General features: G+C 69.7%; 16 protein-coding genes. 2 read left to right on the top strand and 14 right to left on the bottom strand.

Annotated features, from left to right (window positions below; genetic code table 11):
* Positions 1 to 276: 276 nt before the first annotated feature.
* From tyrS to V7053_RS08270, 3 genes are all read right to left on the bottom strand, one after another.
* The gene (gene tyrS, locus V7053_RS08280) at positions 277 to 1584 is read right to left on the bottom strand and encodes a tyrosine--tRNA ligase (protein WP_334171798.1); all 1308 of its coding nucleotides are present in this window, start codon (positions 1582 to 1584) and stop codon (positions 277 to 279) included.
* A gap of 17 nt (positions 1585 to 1601) precedes the next feature.
* Positions 1602 to 3854 carry a HelD family protein gene (locus V7053_RS08275; protein ID WP_334171802.1) on the bottom strand — a complete coding sequence of 751 codons (2253 nt, stop codon included), beginning with the start codon at positions 3852 to 3854 and terminating at the stop codon, positions 1602 to 1604.
* 122 nt (positions 3855 to 3976) lie between these two features.
* Positions 3977 to 4528, bottom strand: coding sequence for an adenine phosphoribosyltransferase (locus V7053_RS08270; protein WP_334171797.1), 552 nt, complete (start codon positions 4526 to 4528; stop codon positions 3977 to 3979).
* An 82-nt stretch (positions 4529 to 4610) separates the two neighbouring features.
* On the opposite strand from V7053_RS08270, the gene V7053_RS08265 reads away from it, so the two are divergent.
* Positions 4611 to 5219, top strand: a complete 609-nt coding sequence (locus V7053_RS08265; RefSeq protein ID WP_334171796.1) for a GNAT family N-acetyltransferase — start codon at positions 4611 to 4613, stop codon at positions 5217 to 5219.
* Positions 5220 to 5243: 24 nt separating this feature from the next.
* Here V7053_RS08265 and V7053_RS08260 read toward each other — a convergent pair whose 3' ends face one another.
* From V7053_RS08260 to argC, 11 genes are read right to left on the bottom strand one after another with little or no spacing between them, the layout of a single operon-like run.
* On the bottom strand, positions 5244 to 5903 hold the full coding sequence (locus V7053_RS08260; protein ID WP_334171795.1) for a DNA-3-methyladenine glycosylase: 660 nt from the start codon (positions 5901 to 5903) through the stop codon (positions 5244 to 5246).
* Positions 5904 to 5918: 15 nt separating this feature from the next.
* Positions 5919 to 6665, bottom strand: coding sequence for a maleylpyruvate isomerase family mycothiol-dependent enzyme (locus V7053_RS08255; RefSeq protein WP_334171794.1), 747 nt, complete (start codon positions 6663 to 6665; stop codon positions 5919 to 5921).
* A 35-nt stretch (positions 6666 to 6700) separates the two neighbouring features.
* Positions 6701 to 8125 (bottom strand): argininosuccinate lyase, encoded by a 1425-nt coding sequence (gene argH / locus V7053_RS08250; protein ID WP_334171793.1) that lies wholly within the window; start codon positions 8123 to 8125, stop codon positions 6701 to 6703.
* Positions 8126 to 8130: 5 nt separating this feature from the next.
* Positions 8131 to 9336, bottom strand: coding sequence for an argininosuccinate synthase (locus V7053_RS08245; RefSeq protein WP_334171792.1), 1206 nt, complete (start codon positions 9334 to 9336; stop codon positions 8131 to 8133).
* Positions 9337 to 9392: 56 nt separating this feature from the next.
* Positions 9393 to 9878 carry an SRPBCC domain-containing protein gene (locus V7053_RS08240; RefSeq protein WP_334171791.1) on the bottom strand — a complete coding sequence of 162 codons (486 nt, stop codon included), beginning with the start codon at positions 9876 to 9878 and terminating at the stop codon, positions 9393 to 9395.
* A 20-nt stretch (positions 9879 to 9898) separates the two neighbouring features.
* On the bottom strand, positions 9899 to 10417 hold the full coding sequence (locus V7053_RS08235) for an arginine repressor (protein ID WP_334171790.1): 519 nt from the start codon (positions 10415 to 10417) through the stop codon (positions 9899 to 9901).
* Positions 10418 to 10430: 13 nt separating this feature from the next.
* Positions 10431 to 11414 carry an ornithine carbamoyltransferase gene (gene argF / locus V7053_RS08230; protein WP_334171789.1) on the bottom strand — a complete coding sequence of 328 codons (984 nt, stop codon included), beginning with the start codon at positions 11412 to 11414 and terminating at the stop codon, positions 10431 to 10433.
* Positions 11411 to 12724, bottom strand: coding sequence for an acetylornithine transaminase (locus V7053_RS08225; RefSeq protein ID WP_334171788.1), 1314 nt, complete (start codon positions 12722 to 12724; stop codon positions 11411 to 11413). The genes argF and V7053_RS08225 overlap by 4 nt, the downstream gene beginning before the upstream one ends.
* Positions 12721 to 13662: an acetylglutamate kinase gene (gene argB, locus V7053_RS08220; RefSeq protein WP_334171787.1), complete on the bottom strand. Its 942-nt coding sequence runs from the start codon at positions 13660 to 13662 to the stop codon at positions 12721 to 12723. Before argB ends, V7053_RS08225 begins: the two co-directional genes overlap by 4 nt.
* 9 nt (positions 13663 to 13671) lie before the next feature.
* Positions 13672 to 14838 carry a bifunctional glutamate N-acetyltransferase/amino-acid acetyltransferase ArgJ gene (gene argJ, locus V7053_RS08215; RefSeq protein WP_334171786.1) on the bottom strand — a complete coding sequence of 389 codons (1167 nt, stop codon included), beginning with the start codon at positions 14836 to 14838 and terminating at the stop codon, positions 13672 to 13674.
* Positions 14835 to 15881, bottom strand: a complete 1047-nt coding sequence (gene argC, locus V7053_RS08210; RefSeq protein ID WP_334171785.1) for an N-acetyl-gamma-glutamyl-phosphate reductase — start codon at positions 15879 to 15881, stop codon at positions 14835 to 14837. The genes argJ and argC overlap by 4 nt, the downstream gene beginning before the upstream one ends.
* Before the next feature lie 142 nt (positions 15882 to 16023).
* Between argC and V7053_RS08205 the strand changes: the two genes are divergently transcribed.
* Positions 16024 to 16989 carry a quinone oxidoreductase family protein gene (locus V7053_RS08205; RefSeq protein WP_334171784.1) on the top strand — a complete coding sequence of 322 codons (966 nt, stop codon included), beginning with the start codon at positions 16024 to 16026 and terminating at the stop codon, positions 16987 to 16989.
* The last annotated feature ends 78 nt before the right edge of the window (positions 16990 to 17067 follow it).

The raw sequence follows: 17067 nt of genomic DNA, 5'->3' as shown, positions 1-17067 counted from the left end.
GAAAGTACATCCCCCAGGCACCAAACCCGGGATATCTCCCAACCGAACGAGGTTCTAATTTACCTTCTCAAGCCCCTCACCGCAAATCGCAGAACTCTGTCTGCGATTCCTGCCGTGAGGCTATTTAGTGGAAGGATTTCCGCCGCCACTCGGCGGTGGCGACTCGAAATACAGTACACGCCCTCCCGGGAGACGGCAAATCCACCCAGACTCCCGGGCGTGTCGCACGAGCCTCTGGGTGGATCAAGGTGCTAGACGCCCCGCGCGAGGCGGCCGTCAGGCTGTCAGGACCGCCGTTGCGAGGCTCTTCTTGCCGCGCCGTACCAGGAAATACCGGCCATGCAGTGCGAGTTCGGAATCGACGACCGCGTCGGGATCGGTGACCTTGACGTTGTTGACGTAGGCGCCCCCCTCTCCCACCGTCCGCCGGGCGGCCGACTTGCTGTCGGAGAGTCCTGTCGCGACGAGCAGGTCCACGATGCCGAGCTGGGCCGGGGTCACTGCCGCCGTCGTCAGCTCGGCCGTCGCCGCCTCGAGCGTGCCCTCGTCGAGCACCCCGAGATCGCCGTTCCCAAAGAGAGCTGCAGAAGCCGCGATGACCTTCTCCGTAGCGTCCACCCCGTGGACGGTCGAGGTCACCTCGAACGCGAGCCGGCGCTGGGCCTCGCGAGCGAACGGCCGGTCCTTGACGGAAGCCTCGAGCTCCTCGATCTCGGCGCGCGTGAGGAAGGTGAAGACCTTGAGCCGATCGACCACATCCGCGTCCGATGTGTTGAGCCAGAATTGGTAGAACGTGTACGGCGAGCACATGGCCGCATCGAGCCAGATGGCGTTTCCCTCGCTCTTGCCGAACTTGGTCCCGTCCGCATTCGTGATGAGCGGGGTGCCGAGAGCGTGCACCGTCTTGCCTTCGACCTTGCGGATGAGCTCCGTCCCGCTCGTCAGATTGCCCCACTGGTCGGAGCCCCCAGTCTGCAGGACGCAGCCGTAGGCCCTGAACAGCTCGAGGTAATCCATCCCCTGGAGTATCTGGTAGCTGAACTCGGTGTAGGAGATGCCCTCCTCGGAGGAAAGACGGGAGGCGACGGCGTCCTTGCGGAGCATCGTCCCCACCCGGAAGTGCTTGCCGACGTCACGCAGGAAGTCGATCGCACTCAGGGGCGCAGTCCAGTCGAGATTGTTGACCATGCGCGCGGCGCTCGCGCCCTCGAAGCTCAGGAACCGCTGCACCTGGGCCTTGAGGTAGCCGACCCACTCTGCGACGGTGTCCTTCGTGTTCAGGGTGCGCTCCGCCGTCGGGCGCGGGTCTCCGATGAGCCCCGTGGAGCCGCCCACGAGCCCCAGCGGGCGGTGGCCCGCGAGCTGGAGGCGCCGGAGCACGAGAAGCTGGACCAGATTGCCCAGATGGAGGCTCGGTGCGGTCGGGTCGAAGCCACAGTAATACGTGATCGGATCCCCCGAGAGGAGAGCCTCGAGCTCAGCCTCGTCGGTCGAGACGTGGACGAGGCCACGCCACTTGAGCTCCTGCCAGATGTTCGGGAAGCTCGGATCGTTCTTCTGCGTATGGAGTACTGTCTGCGGCACGGCTTCTACGGTATCAGTCAGGCATCGGCGAATTGGGCTTCGATCCCCGCCGGCAGCGGGTCCGCGGCGATGAGCCGGAGCCGCTGCGTGGCCCGGGTCATGGCGACGTACAGGTCCCCGACGCGCCCGTGATGGTCGTCGACCAGACGGCCCGGTTCGAGGACGACGACGCCGTCGAATTCGAGCCCCTTCGCCTCCCGTGGGTCGATCACCACGATGTCCTGGTCGAAGCTGCCGGCCCCAGCGCCCACGCGTGTGCCGTAGACCTCGCGCAAGGCGGTCCGCGCTCCCTCCACGAGCTCCTCGGGCGCGATGACGGCGACCAGACCGCCGTCGGCCGCTTCGAGTTCCTCGGGCATGACAGCGACCAAACGCTCGACGACGGTCCCGGCCTCGACGCGGTCGACAATCGGCGGCCACTGGCCTTCTCGCACGGCCTTCGGGGCCGACACGGTGAGTCCCGCGGCTGCCGCCATGCGGGCCGCGGACTCCGCGATCTGACTCGGCGTCCGGTAGTTCACCGTGAGCTCCTCGAGCTGCCAGCGGTCGCCGAAGAACGGCGTGAGCGCCCCGCTCCAGGACGACGCTCCCGCCGCCGAGCTCGTCTGGGCGATGTCCCCGACGATCGTGAAGGACTTGAGCGGGCACCTCCGCACGAGCAGGCGCCACTGCATGTAGGAGAGTTCCTGCGCCTCATCGACGATGATGTGGCCGTAGGCCCACGTGCGGTCCCCCACGGCCCGTTCGGCCGCGGTGAGGCGTGCTTCCGGCGTCTGCTGGAAGTCGGCGAGGTCCTCGGCACTCACGACGCCGTCGACCCCCTGTTCCCGCAGCGCGTTGTTCAGGTTCGCGAGCGTGCGCTCGGCGTTCTCGAGGTCGCGCCGCCGTTCGGCTTCGCGGCGGCCCGCCTCCGCGCCGCCTGCAGCGTCCGGCTCCCCGAGCAGCTCAGCGGCCTCGTCCAGGAGCGGGACGTCGGCTTCGGTCCATGCGGCGTCGGCGGAACGCTCGAGCAGGGCGCGCTCGTCGGGGCTCAGGCCGGTCGCGACGGCGTCGAGGATCGCTCGTCTGGAGAACAGCTCCGTGAGGAGCTTCTGGGGAGTGATGGGCATCCAGCAGAGGTTCAGGGCAACGCGGACGTCGCGAGCCTGCCGGACGTCCTCCGCGAGATACGAGCGGTCGGCATTGTTCCCCACGCTCGAGGCCTCGAGCTTCGACTGGAGCTGTTCGGTGAGCTCGCGCAGGAGGATCTTGACGAACGTGTTGCGCGCCTCGTTGTAGGGCTTGCCTGTCGCCCGCGCCTTGTCCCGGGCCCGGCGGACCTGCCGGGGCGTGAGCAGGAGCTTCTGGCCCTCGACATCGAGGATGCGGTCGGAGGCCGGGACCCGCTGCCGATTCGACACGGCGGCCGCGATGAGATCGACCATGCGCTTGCTGCCCTTGAGCTTCGCGACGCGGGGGTCCTCCTCGGGAACGGCGTTGATGCCCGGCATGAGCCGCCCGACGCTCGACATGACGACGCCCGTCTCGCCCAGCGAGGGGAGCACGCGCTCGATGTACTTCATGAACGACGGAGACGGACCGACGAGCAGGACGCCCGCCGACTTGAGCCGATCGCGATGGCTGTAGAGGAGGTAGGCGGCGCGGTGGAGCGCGACCGCAGTCTTGCCCGTGCCCGGACCGCCCTGGACGACGAGTGCACCCGGCATGGGGGCGCGGATGATGCGGTCCTGCTCGGCCTGGATGGTGCTCACGATGTCGGCCATGCGGCCCGTGCGCTTCGAATTGAGCGCGGCGAGGAGGGCTCCCTCGCCCTGATGATGACCGGCTTCGAGCATGTCCGCGTCGAGGATGTCGTCCTCGATGGCCTTGACGTCCCTGCCTTGCAGGATGAGGTGACGGCGGCGACGCACCCCCTGTCGGTCGAACGCCGTCGCCTGGTAGAAGTGGCTCGCCTCGGGCGCCCGCCAGTCCACCATGAGACGCCGGAGATCGTCGGTGCTCAGGCCGATGCGGCCGATGTACTGGGCCTCCCCGTCGTCCAGATCGAGCCGGCCGAAGACGAGCCGGTCCTCGACGGCGTCGAGCTGCGCGAGGCGGTCCTCGTACATGGCCGCGAACGCGTCACGCTCGGAGATGTTCTGCACGGAGCCGACTGCTCCCGCCTTGCGGACCGCGGCGAGCTGGCTGCGCTTCTCGTCGCGCAACTCATCGAGCCGGCGGTAGAGGCTCCGCACGTAGTCGCGTTCGTGAGCCAGATCGGCGTCGGGCATCGGCATGTTCCCCTTACTGCAATGACGGACCGTCCATTCTACAGCGATTTGGGTGAACATGCCGGAAACCGCATCCGCGCGCCAGCTCCAGAGCTGGCCCGGACGCGCGGCGGAGTCCCAGGCTAGGACTCGATCCGCTGGAGCGAATGCACGTCGTGACCTTCGAGCACCTTGCGTCCGCCCAGCCCGGCCAGCTCGAGGACGACGCCGATGCCCACCACGTGTGCGCCCGAGCGCTCCATGAGCCGGGTCGCCGCAGAGAGCGTGCCGCCAGTCGCGAGAACGTCGTCGAGGAGGAGGATGCGCGCTTCGGGCGGGACGTCGTCCTCGTGGACCTCTATCGTCGCGTTGCCGTACTCGAGGGCGTAGTCCTCCGAAAGGGTCGGCCTGGGCAGCTTGCCCTTCTTGCGCACCGTGATGACGCCGGTGCCAGTGGCGTAGGCGGCGGCGGCCGCGAGCAGGAAGCCGCGGGCCTCGACGCCCGCCACGAGGTCGAACCGCCCCTCGAAGGGAGAGGTCAGAGCGTCCACCATGACGCGGAGGCCCTCGCCGTCGGCGAAGACTGGAGTCAGGTCCTTGAACGTGATGCCAGGTCGGGGATAGTCCTCCACCGTGGCGCAGAGTCGGTTGAGGAGGTCGACGACGCCTTCCTCGGGCGCGCTGTGTCGGGTCACCGTTCCACGTTACCGAATGTTCACGTCCACATAGCCCGCTGGCCGGTCCGCCGGATCCCCTGCGCCTGCTTCAATGGGCCGCATGCAGCACACCCTCGCACTCGCCGGGCACGGCGTCTGCCTCGTGCCGCTCGCGCCTCCGCAGGCCGAGCAGCTGTTCCCCCTGATCGATGCCGAACTGTGGGCGGGCATGGCCGCGGGGAGGCCGGAGAACACACAAGGCCTCGCCCAGCTCTTCGCCGCCCGGCTCGAGGATCCCGAGGCGCTGCCGTTCGCCGTCATGCAGGACGCCACGGGGCCGCTCATCGGCACGACCGGGCTGTACGAGCTGAGCCCCGAGCACGGTCGGGTCGAGGTCGGAGGCACCTTCTTCGGCCGGGCCCACTGGGGTTCGGGAGCGAACGAGGCCTCGAAACTCCTGCTCCTCGGCTACGCCTTCGAATCCCTCGGCGTCTGCCGGGTCGGGTTCCGTGTCGATACCCGCAACGGGCGCAGCGCCGCGGCGCTGCTCCGGATGGGTGCGTGCTACGAGGGAACCCTGCGGTCGCACCGCGCCATGCAGGACGGCGCGGCTGGGGGAACGCGGATCGACACGGCTGTGTTCTCGGTGCTGGACCGCGAGTGGCCGGAAGTGCGCGCTCGCCTCCTCGACCGGCTCGCCCTCCGCGACGAGGCGCCCGACGCCGCGTGACTCACCGCGCCGGGGACGCGAGCTTCAGCGGACGACGGCGTTGCCCGCCGCGCGGGCTCGGGTGCGGGGCTTTGCAGCGCGATAGGCCGAGACGCTCGGCTCGCCCTGCAGCCAGAACCTCCACGGATAGTCCGCCGACCCCCCGGCGCCGGCTACGCCGACCCGCGGTCCACTGAGGATGGCGGGAGCACGGTGGGCTGGCGGAACGAGCCGGAATGCCCCGCCGTCGAGCGAGGCCCCATTGTGTTCGCGACCGATGCCGAGTGCCTGTGCGAGCCTCGCCGGGCCCCGCGCGAGCTCGGCGTCCTTGCGCGCCGCAGGGCGCCGCGACCTGGCCAGCTCGATTCCCTCCACGACCTCTCCCGCCCGAAGCAGGCAGCCCGACGACCGGCCTGCCGGGCCGCACACGATGTTGGCGCAGAAATGCATGCCGTACGTGAAGTACACGTAGAGATGGCCAGGCGGCCCCCACATGACCTCGTTCCGGGCGGTCCGGCCGTTGTAGGAGTGGGAACCGGGATCGGCGTGTTCCGAATCTCGGTGACCGCGGTACGCCTCGACCTCGGTGAGGCGCACGCTCACCGTACCCACCGCCGTCGTATGCGCGAGGACGGCACCTAGGAGGTCGGGAGCGACGGCGACTGGGTCGCGCAGGAGCCAGTGGACGAGTTCTTCGTGCTCCATCGGCCGGTGCGCGGGCTACTTGACCGCGAGCGCCGACGGCCAGGGGCCGATGGGCGGCAGCGGGACGGCCTCGCCGTCGTGCTCGGCGCGGACCGAGCCGCGGCCGATCTCGCGTCCCGCCAGCCACGCGGCGAGGTCCTGCAGCCTGCCCTCGAGGATGACGCTGTCGGGTCCGTCCCCGAGCCGGAGCTCGTCGCCGTGGTGGGGCCGGAGAACGAAGGCCTCGCCCTCAGGCACGCGGGGTTCGAGGAAGCCGAGGAGATGATGGCAGAAGCTCGCGCTCCATTCCTGCTGGGTGCAGCCGGTGCCGAGGTCGCTGTGGTGGATCTCGAGCTCCCGCCACAGGGCGAGGGCGGCATCGCGCACCACCCCGTCGCGGAAGCGAACTGGCGCCTCCCACTCGCCTGGCTCGAGCGATGCGAACGCCGCGATGACCCTCTCGAGCGCGGCGCCCACGCGCTCGCGCTGCTCGTCCGCCGTCGCGTGGGCGCCATCCTCGATGGCCTGATCGCGCGCCGCCTGCCCGCCGTCGTAGAGCTCGACCTTCTCTCCGCGGCGGGCGCACTCGACTTGCCGGGCGAGGGCAGAGGAGATGCCCTCGACATGGGCGAGCACGTGGCCCCGGGTCCAGCCGGGCAGCTCGGAGGGGCGCCGGGCGGACTCATCCGTCAGGCGGTCGAGCTCATGGCTGATCCCCGCGGCGGCGGAACGGATCTCGGCGAGGAGGCGGTCATCGGTGAGGGCGGCGGCTTCGGTTCCCATGCCAACAGAGTAGCCAGTCGAGCCCCTCGGCGGGGTCAGCCGGCGAAGCCTCGCGCCTCCCCCAGCTGTGCCTTGAGGGTGTCGAGCTGCCGCGAAACGGCCGACGGCGCGGTGCCGCCTTGTGCGCTGCGGCTCGCGAGCGAGCCCTCCGTGCTGAGGACCGAGCGGACCTCGGGCGTGAGAGCGGGACTGATGGCCGAGTATTCCTCGTCCGTGAGGTCCCAGAGCTCGACGCCGCGGCTCTCGGCCTTTCGCACCGCTGCGCCAGAGAGTTCGTGAGCCTCCCGGAACGGCACCCCCTGCCGCACGAGCCATTCGGCGACGTCGGTCGCGAGGGCGAAACCCTGCGGGGCGAGCGAGGCCATGCGTTCGGTGTTGAATGAGAGCGTCGCGATCATCCCCGAGACGGCGGGAAGCAGCAGCTCGAGGGTGTCGGCCGCATCGAAGACGGGCTCCTTGTCCTCCTGGAGGTCCCGGTTGTACGCGAGCGGGAGGCCCTTGAGCGTGGCGAGGAGCCCTGCCAGATCGCCGATGAGGCGCCCGGCCTTGCCTCGCGCGAGCTCGGCGACATCAGGGTTCTTCTTCTGGGGCATGATCGACGAACCGGTCGAGAAGGCGTCGTCGAGCGTGACGAAGGAGAACTCCTTCGTGGCCCACAGGATGACCTCCTCGCTGATCCGCGAGAGGTCCACCCCGATCATGGCCGCGACCCACGCGAATTCCGCGAAGACGTCGCGTGAGGCGGTTCCGTCGATGGAATTGTGCACGGCAGAGTCGAAGCCCAGGTCCGCCGCGACGGCCTCCGGGTCGAGGCCGAGCGACGAGCCCGCGAGCGCGCCCGAGCCGTACGGCGATACGGCGGCGCGCCTGTCCCAGTCCTGGAGGCGCTGCACGTCGCGAAGCAGGGCCCACGCGTGGGCGAGCAGGTGGTGGCTCAGGAGGACGGGCTGGGCGTGCTGGAGGTGGGTGCGCCCCGGCATGGCCGCGTTGGGGTGCGCCTCAGCCTGGGCGACGAGCGCGTCGACCGTGCCGAGCACGCCGCGTGCGATGAGCCGCGCGTGGTCACGGAGGAACATGCGCCCGAGCGTCGCCACCTGGTCGTTGCGCGAGCGGCCGGCACGCAGCTTGCCGCCCAGCTGGGCACCTGCTCGTTCGATGAGGCCGCGCTCCAGCGATCCGTGGACATCCTCGTCGGACTCGGCGGGCTGGTATGCCCCCGAGGCGACGTCGGCGTCGAGCTCGTCGAGTGCCGCGATCATCGCGGCGAGTTCCCCGTCGTCGAGCAGCCCAGCGCGGTGGAGGACGCGGGCATGCGCGCGGGAGCCCGCGATGTCGTAGCGCGCGAGGCGCCAGTCGAAGTGGGTCGACTTGCTGAGCGCCGCGAGCGCGTCCGCCGGCCCGCCGGCGAAGCGCCCGCCCCACAGCGCGCCTTCGTTCGTCGCGGACTTCTCCTGAGCCACGGGCCCTACTCCCCCGCGACGCGCTGGTCGCGGCCCGAGGCAACCTTGGAGGCCATGCCCCAGATGTCGATGAAGCCCTTCGCGCTCGACTGGTCGAACGTGTCGCCGGTGTCGTAGGTCGCGAGGCTGAAGTCGTAGAGCGAAGTGTCGGAGCGCCGGCCGTTCACGACCGCGGTGCCGGCGTGCAGGACCATGCGGATCTCGCCGGAGACATACTTCTGGCTGTCGTCGATGAAGACGTCGAGCGCCCGCTTGAGCGGGGAGAACCACTGGCCGTCGTACACGAGCTCGGACCAGCGCTGCCCGACCGTGGCCTTGAAGCGTGCATGCTCGCGCTCGATCGTGACGTCCTCGAGGTGCTTGTGGGCGGTGATCAGGGCCATCGCTCCGGGGGCCTCGTAGATCTCGCGGCTCTTGATGCCGACGAGGCGGTCCTCGACCACGTCGATGCGGCCTACGCCCTGTGCGCCCGCTCGGCGGTTGAGCTCCTGGATGATCTGCAGCGGAGTGTGCTCGACGCCGTCGAGGGCGGTGGGGACGCCCTCCTTGAACGTGATCGTGACCTCGTCGGGCGCCGGGGGGAACTCGGGGCTCTGCGTGTAGTCGTAGATGTCCTTGGTCGGGGCATTCCAGATGTCCTCGAGGTAACCCGTCTCGATCGCACGGCCCCACACGTTCTGGTCGATCGAGTAGGGGTTCTTCTTCGTCGTGATGATGGGGAGGTGCTTCTCCTCCGCATAGGCGATGGCCTTGTCACGGGTCAGGGCGAGGTCGCGGACCGGGGCGATGCACTTCAGGTCCGGACCGAGGGTCTGGATGCCGACCTCGAAGCGGACCTGGTCATTGCCCTTGCCGGTGCAGCCGTGGGCAACGGTCGTCGCGCCGAATTCGCGTGCGGCCTTGACGAGGTGCTTGACGATGACCGGGCGGGAGATGGCCGACACGAGCGGGTAGTGCCCCTGGTAGAGGGCGTTCGCCTTGAGGGTCGGCATGCAGTACTCGTCGGCGAACTCGTCGCGGGCGTCGGCGACATAGGCCTCGACAGCGCCGCAGCCGAGGGCGCGCTGGCGGACCGTCTCGAGGTCCTCGCCGCCCTGCCCGACGTCGACGGCCACGGCGACGACCTCGGCGCCGGTGGCATCAGCGATCCAGCCGATCGCCACGGACGTGTCGAGGCCGCCCGAATAGGCAAGGATGATGCGATCCTTCACGGTTTCTCCTTGAAGTAGGTGAGGCTGAACGAATGATTATTCAGAAGTTTACATACCTATGCAGCGCTCTCGCACACCGTGCGCGCGACCTCCAGCTCGATGTCCCACCCTTGGCTGTTCCCCTCGAGCGCCGCCCGCCTGTCCGCATCGCTGCCCGGGAGGGACGCGAAGCCGGTCTCGACCACGCGGAGCCGCGACCCGCCGTCGCTCTCCTCAACGGAGAACTCGAGCAGCGTCGACCCTGCGCCTTCCCCGACCCAGCGGAAGACCGCGAGGCGAGGTGCTTCGAGGGCCACGGTGAGGATACCGAAATCGCCGTGGACAGGATCGTGCACGAGGCTCACGTCGCCGTCTCGGTCGATTTCGTGCGCGCGGTATTCGCCGTCGTTGATGAACCAGCCCGGCTCGGACACGAGGGCGAAGACGCGCTCGGGCGGGGCCGCGATGTCGATGGACTTCTCGATCCGGTCCACACCCCCCATGTCGGAGGATGCAAGGTTGGGCACGGTCATGCCGGAGGCTGCCTCGTTAGACGCTGTCATGGCCCCATCGTCCCGCCCAGTCAGGCGCCTTGGGAAGCAAGCTCGAGGAATCGCGCCGCGACGGCCTCGCCGCCCAGCGGGTCGCGCGTGACGATCATGACCGTGTCGTCGCCCGCGAGGGTGCCGAGGACCGACGGGATGACCGAATGGTCGATCGCGAGCGCGAGGAAGTTCGCCGCCCCCGGAGGGGTGCGGAGGACGACGATGTTCGCGCTTGCCTCGGCCGTCACGAGGAGCTCGGCGCACAGTTTCGCGAGCCTCGCGTCGAGCACCTCGGGATCGAGTCCGATGCGCGGGCTGCGGTCGCCGCCCTCACCCCGCACCGCGTAGACCAGTCCGCCGTCGGCCCCGCGGACGCGGACCGCGCCGATCTCGACCAGATCGCGCGAGAGCGTGGCCTGGGTGACCTGCACGCCGTCGTCGGCGAGGAGCGCCGCGAGCTCCGCCTGCGAGCGCACGGACTGGCCCCCCAGAATCGCGCGGATCCGCGCCTGGCGGGCCGCCTTGGTCTGAGGCGCGGGCCCGGGAGCGACGCTCATGAGGCTCGCCACATCAGTCCAGGCCCTCCACCCGGGCCTGGCCGGAACGGTGGAGGAGCCACGCGAGCAGGGCCTTCTGGGCGTGCAGGCGGTTCTCCGCCTCGTCCCACACGACCGACTGGGGACCGTCGATCACATCGCCCGCGACCTCGTAGCCGCGGTAGGCCGGGAGGCAGTGGAGGAAGATTGCGTCCTCGGCCGCCTTGCCCATCGCGGCCGCGTCGATGCTGTAGTCGCGGAAGAGCGTCATCCGGGCCTCCTTCTCGGCTTCCTGGCCCATCGAGACCCAGGTATCCGTCGCGACCACGTCGGCGCCTTCGAGGGCCGCCGCCGCGTCGGCCGTCACAAGCACGGAACCACCGGTCTCCCTCGCCACAGCCTCCGCCTCGGCTACAACGCCCGGGGCCGGAAGGTAGCCCTCCGGTCCCGCGATCCTGACGTGCATCCCGGCGGTCACGCCCGCCAGCAGGTACGAGTTCGCCATGTTGTTGGCTGCGTCGCCCAGATACGCCATCGAGAGGCCCGCGAGCCTTCCCTTGTGCTCGAGGACGGTGAGGAGGTCCGCAAGCAGCTGGCAGGGGTGGTAGTCGTCGCAGAGCGCGTTCACGACCGGAACACGCGAATGGGCCGCCATGTCGATCAGGCCCTGATGCGCCCCGGTTCGCCAGACGATCGCGGCAACCATCCGCTCGAGGACCCGCGCCGTGTCCTCGACGGATTCCTTGTGGCCGATCTGGCTCTCCCCGGGGTTGATGATGAGCGGCGTCCCACCGAGATCGGAGACCCCGGTCGAGAAGGAGACGCGCGTCCGGGTCGACGTCTTGTCGAAGATGACGGCGACCGTCTTGCGCGCGCTGCCGGGGGCGGCGAGCGGCTGTGCCGAGTAGGGTGCGGCCTTGAGCCGCAGGGCGAGGTCGAGGACTTCGCCCTGCTCGGCCGGGCTCAGGTCGGTGTCCTTGAGGAAGTGCCGGACTGCCCTCGAGGCTTGTGCTGTCATGACGGATCCTTCTGCGTGAGTGCTGACGCCGCAGCCTCGACGAGGCCCGGCAGCGCGGCCAGGAACGTGTCCGCCTGCTCGGCGGTGAGGATGAGCGGCGGGGCGAGGCGGATGGTTCGCGGTCCCGGCGCGTTCACGATGAAGCCCGCAGCGAGGGCCGCATCGACGACGGCGGCGGCCAGGTTCGCGCCGGCGGGCACCGCTGCGGTGTCCCCACCGGGACCCGCGAGGTCGAAGCCGATGAGGAGGCCGCGTCCGCGCACGTCCGTGACCTCGGGCAGCCGCTCGAGCTCGGCCCGGAGGTGCTCCCCCACGGAGCGGACGTGCTCGAGCACGCCTTGGCTCTCGATCGTGTGGAGCGTCGCGAGCGCGGCGGCCGTGGCGACCGGGTTGCCGCCGAACGTCGTGCCGTGCTGGCCTGCCGCAAGGAGTGCGCTGTTCTCTGGACCGAACGTGATGAGGGCCCCGATCGGGAAGCCGCCGCCGAGACCCTTGGCGAGGGACACGGCGTCGGGGAGGATTCCGGAGCCGTCGATCGCGAGCCAGGACCCTGTCCTTCCCATTCCGGTCTGGACCTCGTCGACAATGAGGAGGGCCCCGGCCTCACGGGTGATCCTGCGGGCCTCCGCGAGATAGCCCTCGGGGAGCGGGATCACACCCGCCTCTCCCTGGATCGGCTCGAGGAAGAGGGCCTGCGTCGTCTCGTCGACCGCCGCGCGGAGCGCGTCGAGGTCGCCGAACGGGATGTGGACGACGCCGCCGGGCAGCGGTGCGAACGGCTCGCGGTACGCCTTCTTGGCCGTCAGGGCCAGGGCGCCCATGGTGCGGCCGTGGAAGGCTCCCTCGAGCGCGACGATCTTGGTCCGCCGCCCCGACTGGCTCTCGCCGCCGTTCCTCCGCGCGAGCTTGAACGCCGCCTCGTTCGCCTCCGTGCCCGAGTTCGCGAAGAAGACCTTGGAACCGGCGGGGGCGTGGACGATCTCGAGCAGCTTCTCCGCGAGCGCGACTTGGGTCGGGCTCGTGAAGAAATTCGAGACGTGCCCGAGCGTCGCGAGCTGGGACGAGATGACGCTCGTGACGAAGGGGTGCGCGTGGCCCAGCGCGTTGACGGCGATGCCGCCGAGCAGGTCGAGGTACTGCTTGCCGTCGGCGTCCCAGACGTAGCAGCCCTGGCCGCGTACGAGCACGCGCTGGGGCGTGCCGAAGACGCCCATGAGGGAGTTCGAGTAGCGTGCGAGCCACGCTTCGCCGCTCGAAGCCCCCACGAGCTCGGCGACGTGCTCAGGTTCGTGGATTGGGGGGGTGCTCATGCCATTCCTTCCTCGTCAGGTACCACCTGCGTGCCGACGCCGGCATCGGTGAAGATCTCGAGCAGCATGGTGTGGGGGCTGCGTCCGTCGACGATCGCGGCGCGGTCCACGCCTTCCGTCACTGCCTTGAGGCACGCCCTCATCTTGGGGATCATGCCCGATTCGAGGCTGGGGAGCATGTCCCGCAGCTCGGAGGCCGAGATCTGCGAGACGAGCGAATCCCTGTCCGGCCAGTTGCGGTAGAGGCCCTCGACGTCCGTGAGCACCACGAGCCGCGACGCACCGAGGGCGACGGCGACGGCGGCTGCCGCGGTGTCGGCGTTGACGTTGAGGACTTGCCCGGTGGGCCTGTAGTCTCCAGCGGCGTCGGCCGCGTCGTCGATGGTGACTTCGGGGGCCACCGTCGAGATGACCGGAATGCGTCCCGCCTCGAGGATGTCGTGCACGGCGGCCGGATCGACCCCGACCACCTCGCCGACGAGCCCGAGGTCGACTTCCTCGCCGTCGACTTCGGCGCCGGTGCGGACGGCGCGCAGCAGACCCGCATCCTCCCCCGAGAGCCCGACTGCGTACGGACCGTGGGAGTTGATGAGCCCGACGAGCTCGCGCCCGACCTGTCCCGTGAGCACCATGCGGACCACGTCCATCGCTTCTGGGGTGGTGACCCTCAGGCCGCCCTTGAACTCGCTCTCGATCCCCACGCGCTGGAGCATCGCGTTGATCTGGGGGCCGCCGCCGTGGACGACGACGGGCCGGATCCCTACGTGGTGGAGGAACACGATGTCCTCGGCGAACGCCCGCCGGAGCTCGTCGTTCACCATGGCGTTGCCGCCGTACTTGACCACCATGGTGCTGCCCGCGAACTTCTGGATCCAGGGCAGCGCCTCGATGAGGGTGGCGGCCTTGTCCATCGCGAGGCGGATGTTTGCGCTTGTCATGAGGGGGCCTCAGCTCGAGTAGGCGCTGTTCTCATGCACATAGTCGTGCGTGAGGTCGTTGGTCAGGATCGTCGCCTCTGCTTCCCCGGCCTGGAGGTCGATCTCGACGAGCACCTCGCGCGGCTCGAGGTCGACGCGCGAACGGTCCTCGCCGATGCCCCCCTTCTGGCACACCTGGACGCCGTTGATCGTGACGCTCAGCTCGTCCGGGTCGAAGACGGCGTCGGTCGTGCCGACGGCCGAGAGGACGCGGCCCCAGTTCGGGTCCTTGCCGAAGATCGCCGTCTTGAACAGGTTCGAGCGGGCGACGGCGCGTGCGACCACTTCGGCGTCGCTCTCGGAGGCCGCGTTGAACGCGCGGATCGCGATGTCGTGGCTCGCGCCCTCCGCGTCGCCGATGAGCTTGCGCGCGAGCTCGGCGCAGACCTGGGTGAGCCCGGCGGTGAAGTCCGCGGCGGCGGGCACGGCGCCGGACGCCCCGGACGCGAGCAGCACCACGGTGTCGTTGGTCGACATGCAGCCGTCGGAGTCCGCCCGGTCGAAGGTCACCCGCGTGGCGTCGCGGAGGGCGGCGTCGAGCATCCCCGGCGCGGTCGCGGCGTCGGTTGTGAGGACCACGAGCATGGTCGCGAGGCCCGGCGCGAGCATGCCGGCACCCTTGGCGATCCCGCCGATGGTGTAGGCCGTCCCCTCGGCGTCCGACCCGCTGAAGACGGCTTCCTTGGGGACGGTGTCGGTCGTCATGATGGCGACGGCGGCCGCGTGCCCGCCGTCGTCCGCGAGCGCGCCCGAGGCTGCGTCGATTCCCTGGAGCACCTTGTCCATCGGAAGCTGCTCACCGATGAGGCCGGTCGAGCAGACGACGACGTCCGCGGCCGAGACGCCCAGCGTGTCGGCCGTCTTCTCGGCCATCCTGTGCGCGTTCTGGAAGCCCTGCGGACCGGTGCATGCGTTGGCCCCGCCCGAGTTGAGGACGACCGCGTCCGCGCGTCCGTCGCTGACGGCTTGGCGCGACCAGCGGACGGGTGCAGCGGCCACCCGGTTCGAGGTGAAGACGGCGGCGGCGTTCTTGTCCGGGCCGTCGTTCACGACGAGTGCCAGATCCGGCTTGCCCGACGCCTTGAGGCCGGCGGTGACTCCGGCGGCCCGGAAGCCCTTGGGTGCGGTGACGGTCACGGTGCGACTCCCAGCTGTGCGAGGCCGGCGCCCTCGGGGAGCCCCAGCGCGATGTTCATGGACTGCACCGCGCCACCCGCGGTGCCCTTGGTGAGGTTGTCGATCACGGAGCTCACGACGACGCGGCCCGCGTGCTCGTCGAACGCGAGCTGGATGGCCACGTTGTTCGAGCCGAGGACCATCTGGGTGGCCGGCCACTGCCCCTCGGGCAGGACGTGGATGAAGGCCTCGTCCGCGTACGCGGCAGTCCACGCCTCGCGCAGGGCCGCGCCGTCGACGCCCTGCCTGACGCGTGCCGTCGCGGTGGTCAGGATGCCGCGGCTCATGGGGGCGAGCGTCGGGGTGAACGAGATCTGGACGGATTCGCCCGCGGCGTTCGAGAGCCCCTGCTCGATCTCCGGCGTATGCCGGTGACCGCCCCCCACGCCGTAGGGGCTCATGGAGCCCATGACCTCGGAGCCGAGCAGGTGGGGCTTGACGGACTTGCCCGCGCCGGAGGTTCCCGAGGCTGAGACGATGACGACGTCGTGCGGCTCGAGCAGGCCAGCGGCGAAGCCCGGCACGAGGGCGAGGAGGGCGGACGTCGGGTAGCAGCCGGGAACGGCAATGCGGCGGGCGCCCCGAAGCTTCTCGCGTTGGCGCATCCCCCTGCCCACCAGGAGCTCCGGAAGCCCGTACGGCCACGTGCCCGCATGCTCCGAACGGTAGAACTTGAACCACGCCTCGGGGTCCTCGAGCCGGTGGTCGGCCCCGGCGTCGATGACCAGAGTGTCGTCGGGAAGCTCGGCGGCGACGGCGGCCGAGGCCCCGTGCGGGAGCGCGAGGAACACGACGTCGTGCCCTGCGAGGTTCTCCGCGGTCGTGTCGGTGATCGTGCGGTCCGCGAGGGAGAGGAGATGGGGCTGGAGCTCGCCGAGCCTGCTTCCCGCGCTGCTGTGCGCGGTGATGGCACCAATTTCGATGTCAGGGTGGTTGGCCAGCAGGCGGAGGACCTCTCCCCCGGCGTAGCCGCTGGCCCCGGACACTGCTGCGGTAATAGTCACCCGGCCACTATAGGCAAACTTATGCAGAACTATCAATATTTATGCACGTGCTCTGTCTGGGCATGAAAGAATCGGTGGTGGCCCTCCTTAGGATGGGTCGGGACGAGAACTCATGAAGCAACGCTGGAAAGAGGAAGACTCCATGATGAAAGCCATCGTCGCCACCGAGCCGGGCGGACCCGAAGTCCTGGTTCCCCAGGAGGTCGAGCGGCCCCAGCCGGGCCCCGGTCAGCTTCTGGTCAAGATCGCCGCGACCGGCGTCAACTTCATCGAGACCTACCAGCGCCAGGGCATCTACAACGTCCCGTTCCCGTTCACCCCCGGCGACGAGGCGTCCGGGACGGTCGAGGAAGTCGGCGAAGGCGTTGAGGGCTACGGAGTCGGAGACAGGGTGGCAACCGCCGAGGGGCGGCACGCCTACGCCGAGTACATGCTCGTGGACGCGGACAAGGCGCTCCCCGTCCCGGACGGCCTCGACCTCGAGACCGCAGCCGCCCTCCCCCTCCAGGGCATGACCGCGCATTACCTCATCAACTCGACGTTCCGGGTCGAGCCGGGCCAGACGGCACTCGTCCACGCGGGTGCAGGCGGCGTCGGGCTGCTCCTCATCCAGCTGCTCAAGGCCAAGGGCGCCCGCGTCCTCACGACCGTCTCGACGGACGAGAAGGCCCAGCTCGCCTCCGAGGCCGGCGCTGACCACGTCCTCAAGTACTCCCAGTTCTCGGAACATGTCCGCGACCTCACAGGCGGCGCGGGCGTCGACGTGGTGTACGACGGCGTGGGCCGGGATACGTTCGACGGCTCGCTTGCGAGCCTCCGGATCCGCGGATACCTCGTGCTGTTCGGCGCGGCGTCGGGCCCCGTGCCGCCTGTGGACCCTCAGCGGCTCAATGCCGGAGGATCGCTATTCCTCACCCGCCCGACCCTCAAGCACCACCTGCTCAATCCGCAGGAGCGGCTGTGGCGCTCCTCGGAAGTGTTCGGCGCTGCGGCGGACGGTTCGCTCTCGGTGCGGGTCGGCGCGACGTTCCCGCTCAGCGAGGCCGGCGACGCCCACCGGGCGCTCGAGGGCCGGGCGACGACCGGCAAAGTCCTGCTGGTTCCCTGACGGCCCGGTCACTTCGACAGCCATCGCCACCGTGAGCGATACCCAGTCCGTCGCCGTCGGCCCGTCCGGGTCGGTGCA

The sequence above is a fragment of the Sinomonas sp. genome, assembly GCF_036848755.1.
Taxonomy (GTDB): domain Bacteria; phylum Actinomycetota; class Actinomycetes; order Actinomycetales; family Micrococcaceae; genus Sinomonas.
Note: the sequence above shows the minus strand (reverse complement) of the source record. Positions and strands in the feature narration are given on the sequence as shown.

What these genes read in the sequence shown, in the direction of transcription:
- V7053_RS08275 (WP_334171802.1), bottom strand. Translation starts at nt 3,854, where the DNA reads ATGCCCGACGCCGATCTGGCTCACGAACGCGACTACGTGCGGAGCCTC.
- V7053_RS08265 (WP_334171796.1), top strand. Translation starts at nt 4,611, where the DNA reads ATGCAGCACACCCTCGCACTCGCCGGGCACGGCGTCTGCCTCGTGCCG.
- V7053_RS08260 (WP_334171795.1), bottom strand. Translation starts at nt 5,903, where the DNA reads ATGGAGCACGAAGAACTCGTCCACTGGCTCCTGCGCGACCCAGTCGCC.
- V7053_RS08255 (WP_334171794.1), bottom strand. Translation starts at nt 6,665, where the DNA reads ATGGGAACCGAAGCCGCCGCCCTCACCGATGACCGCCTCCTCGCCGAG.
- V7053_RS08240 (WP_334171791.1), bottom strand. Translation starts at nt 9,878, where the DNA reads ATGACAGCGTCTAACGAGGCAGCCTCCGGCATGACCGTGCCCAACCTT.
- V7053_RS08235 (WP_334171790.1), bottom strand. Translation starts at nt 10,417, where the DNA reads ATGAGCGTCGCTCCCGGGCCCGCGCCTCAGACCAAGGCGGCCCGCCAG.
- argF (WP_334171789.1), bottom strand. Translation starts at nt 11,414, where the DNA reads ATGACAGCACAAGCCTCGAGGGCAGTCCGGCACTTCCTCAAGGACACC.
- V7053_RS08225 (WP_334171788.1), bottom strand. Translation starts at nt 12,724, where the DNA reads ATGAGCACCCCCCCAATCCACGAACCTGAGCACGTCGCCGAGCTCGTG.
- argB (WP_334171787.1), bottom strand. Translation starts at nt 13,662, where the DNA reads ATGACAAGCGCAAACATCCGCCTCGCGATGGACAAGGCCGCCACCCTC.
- V7053_RS08205 (WP_334171784.1), top strand. Translation starts at nt 16,024, where the DNA reads ATGATGAAAGCCATCGTCGCCACCGAGCCGGGCGGACCCGAAGTCCTG.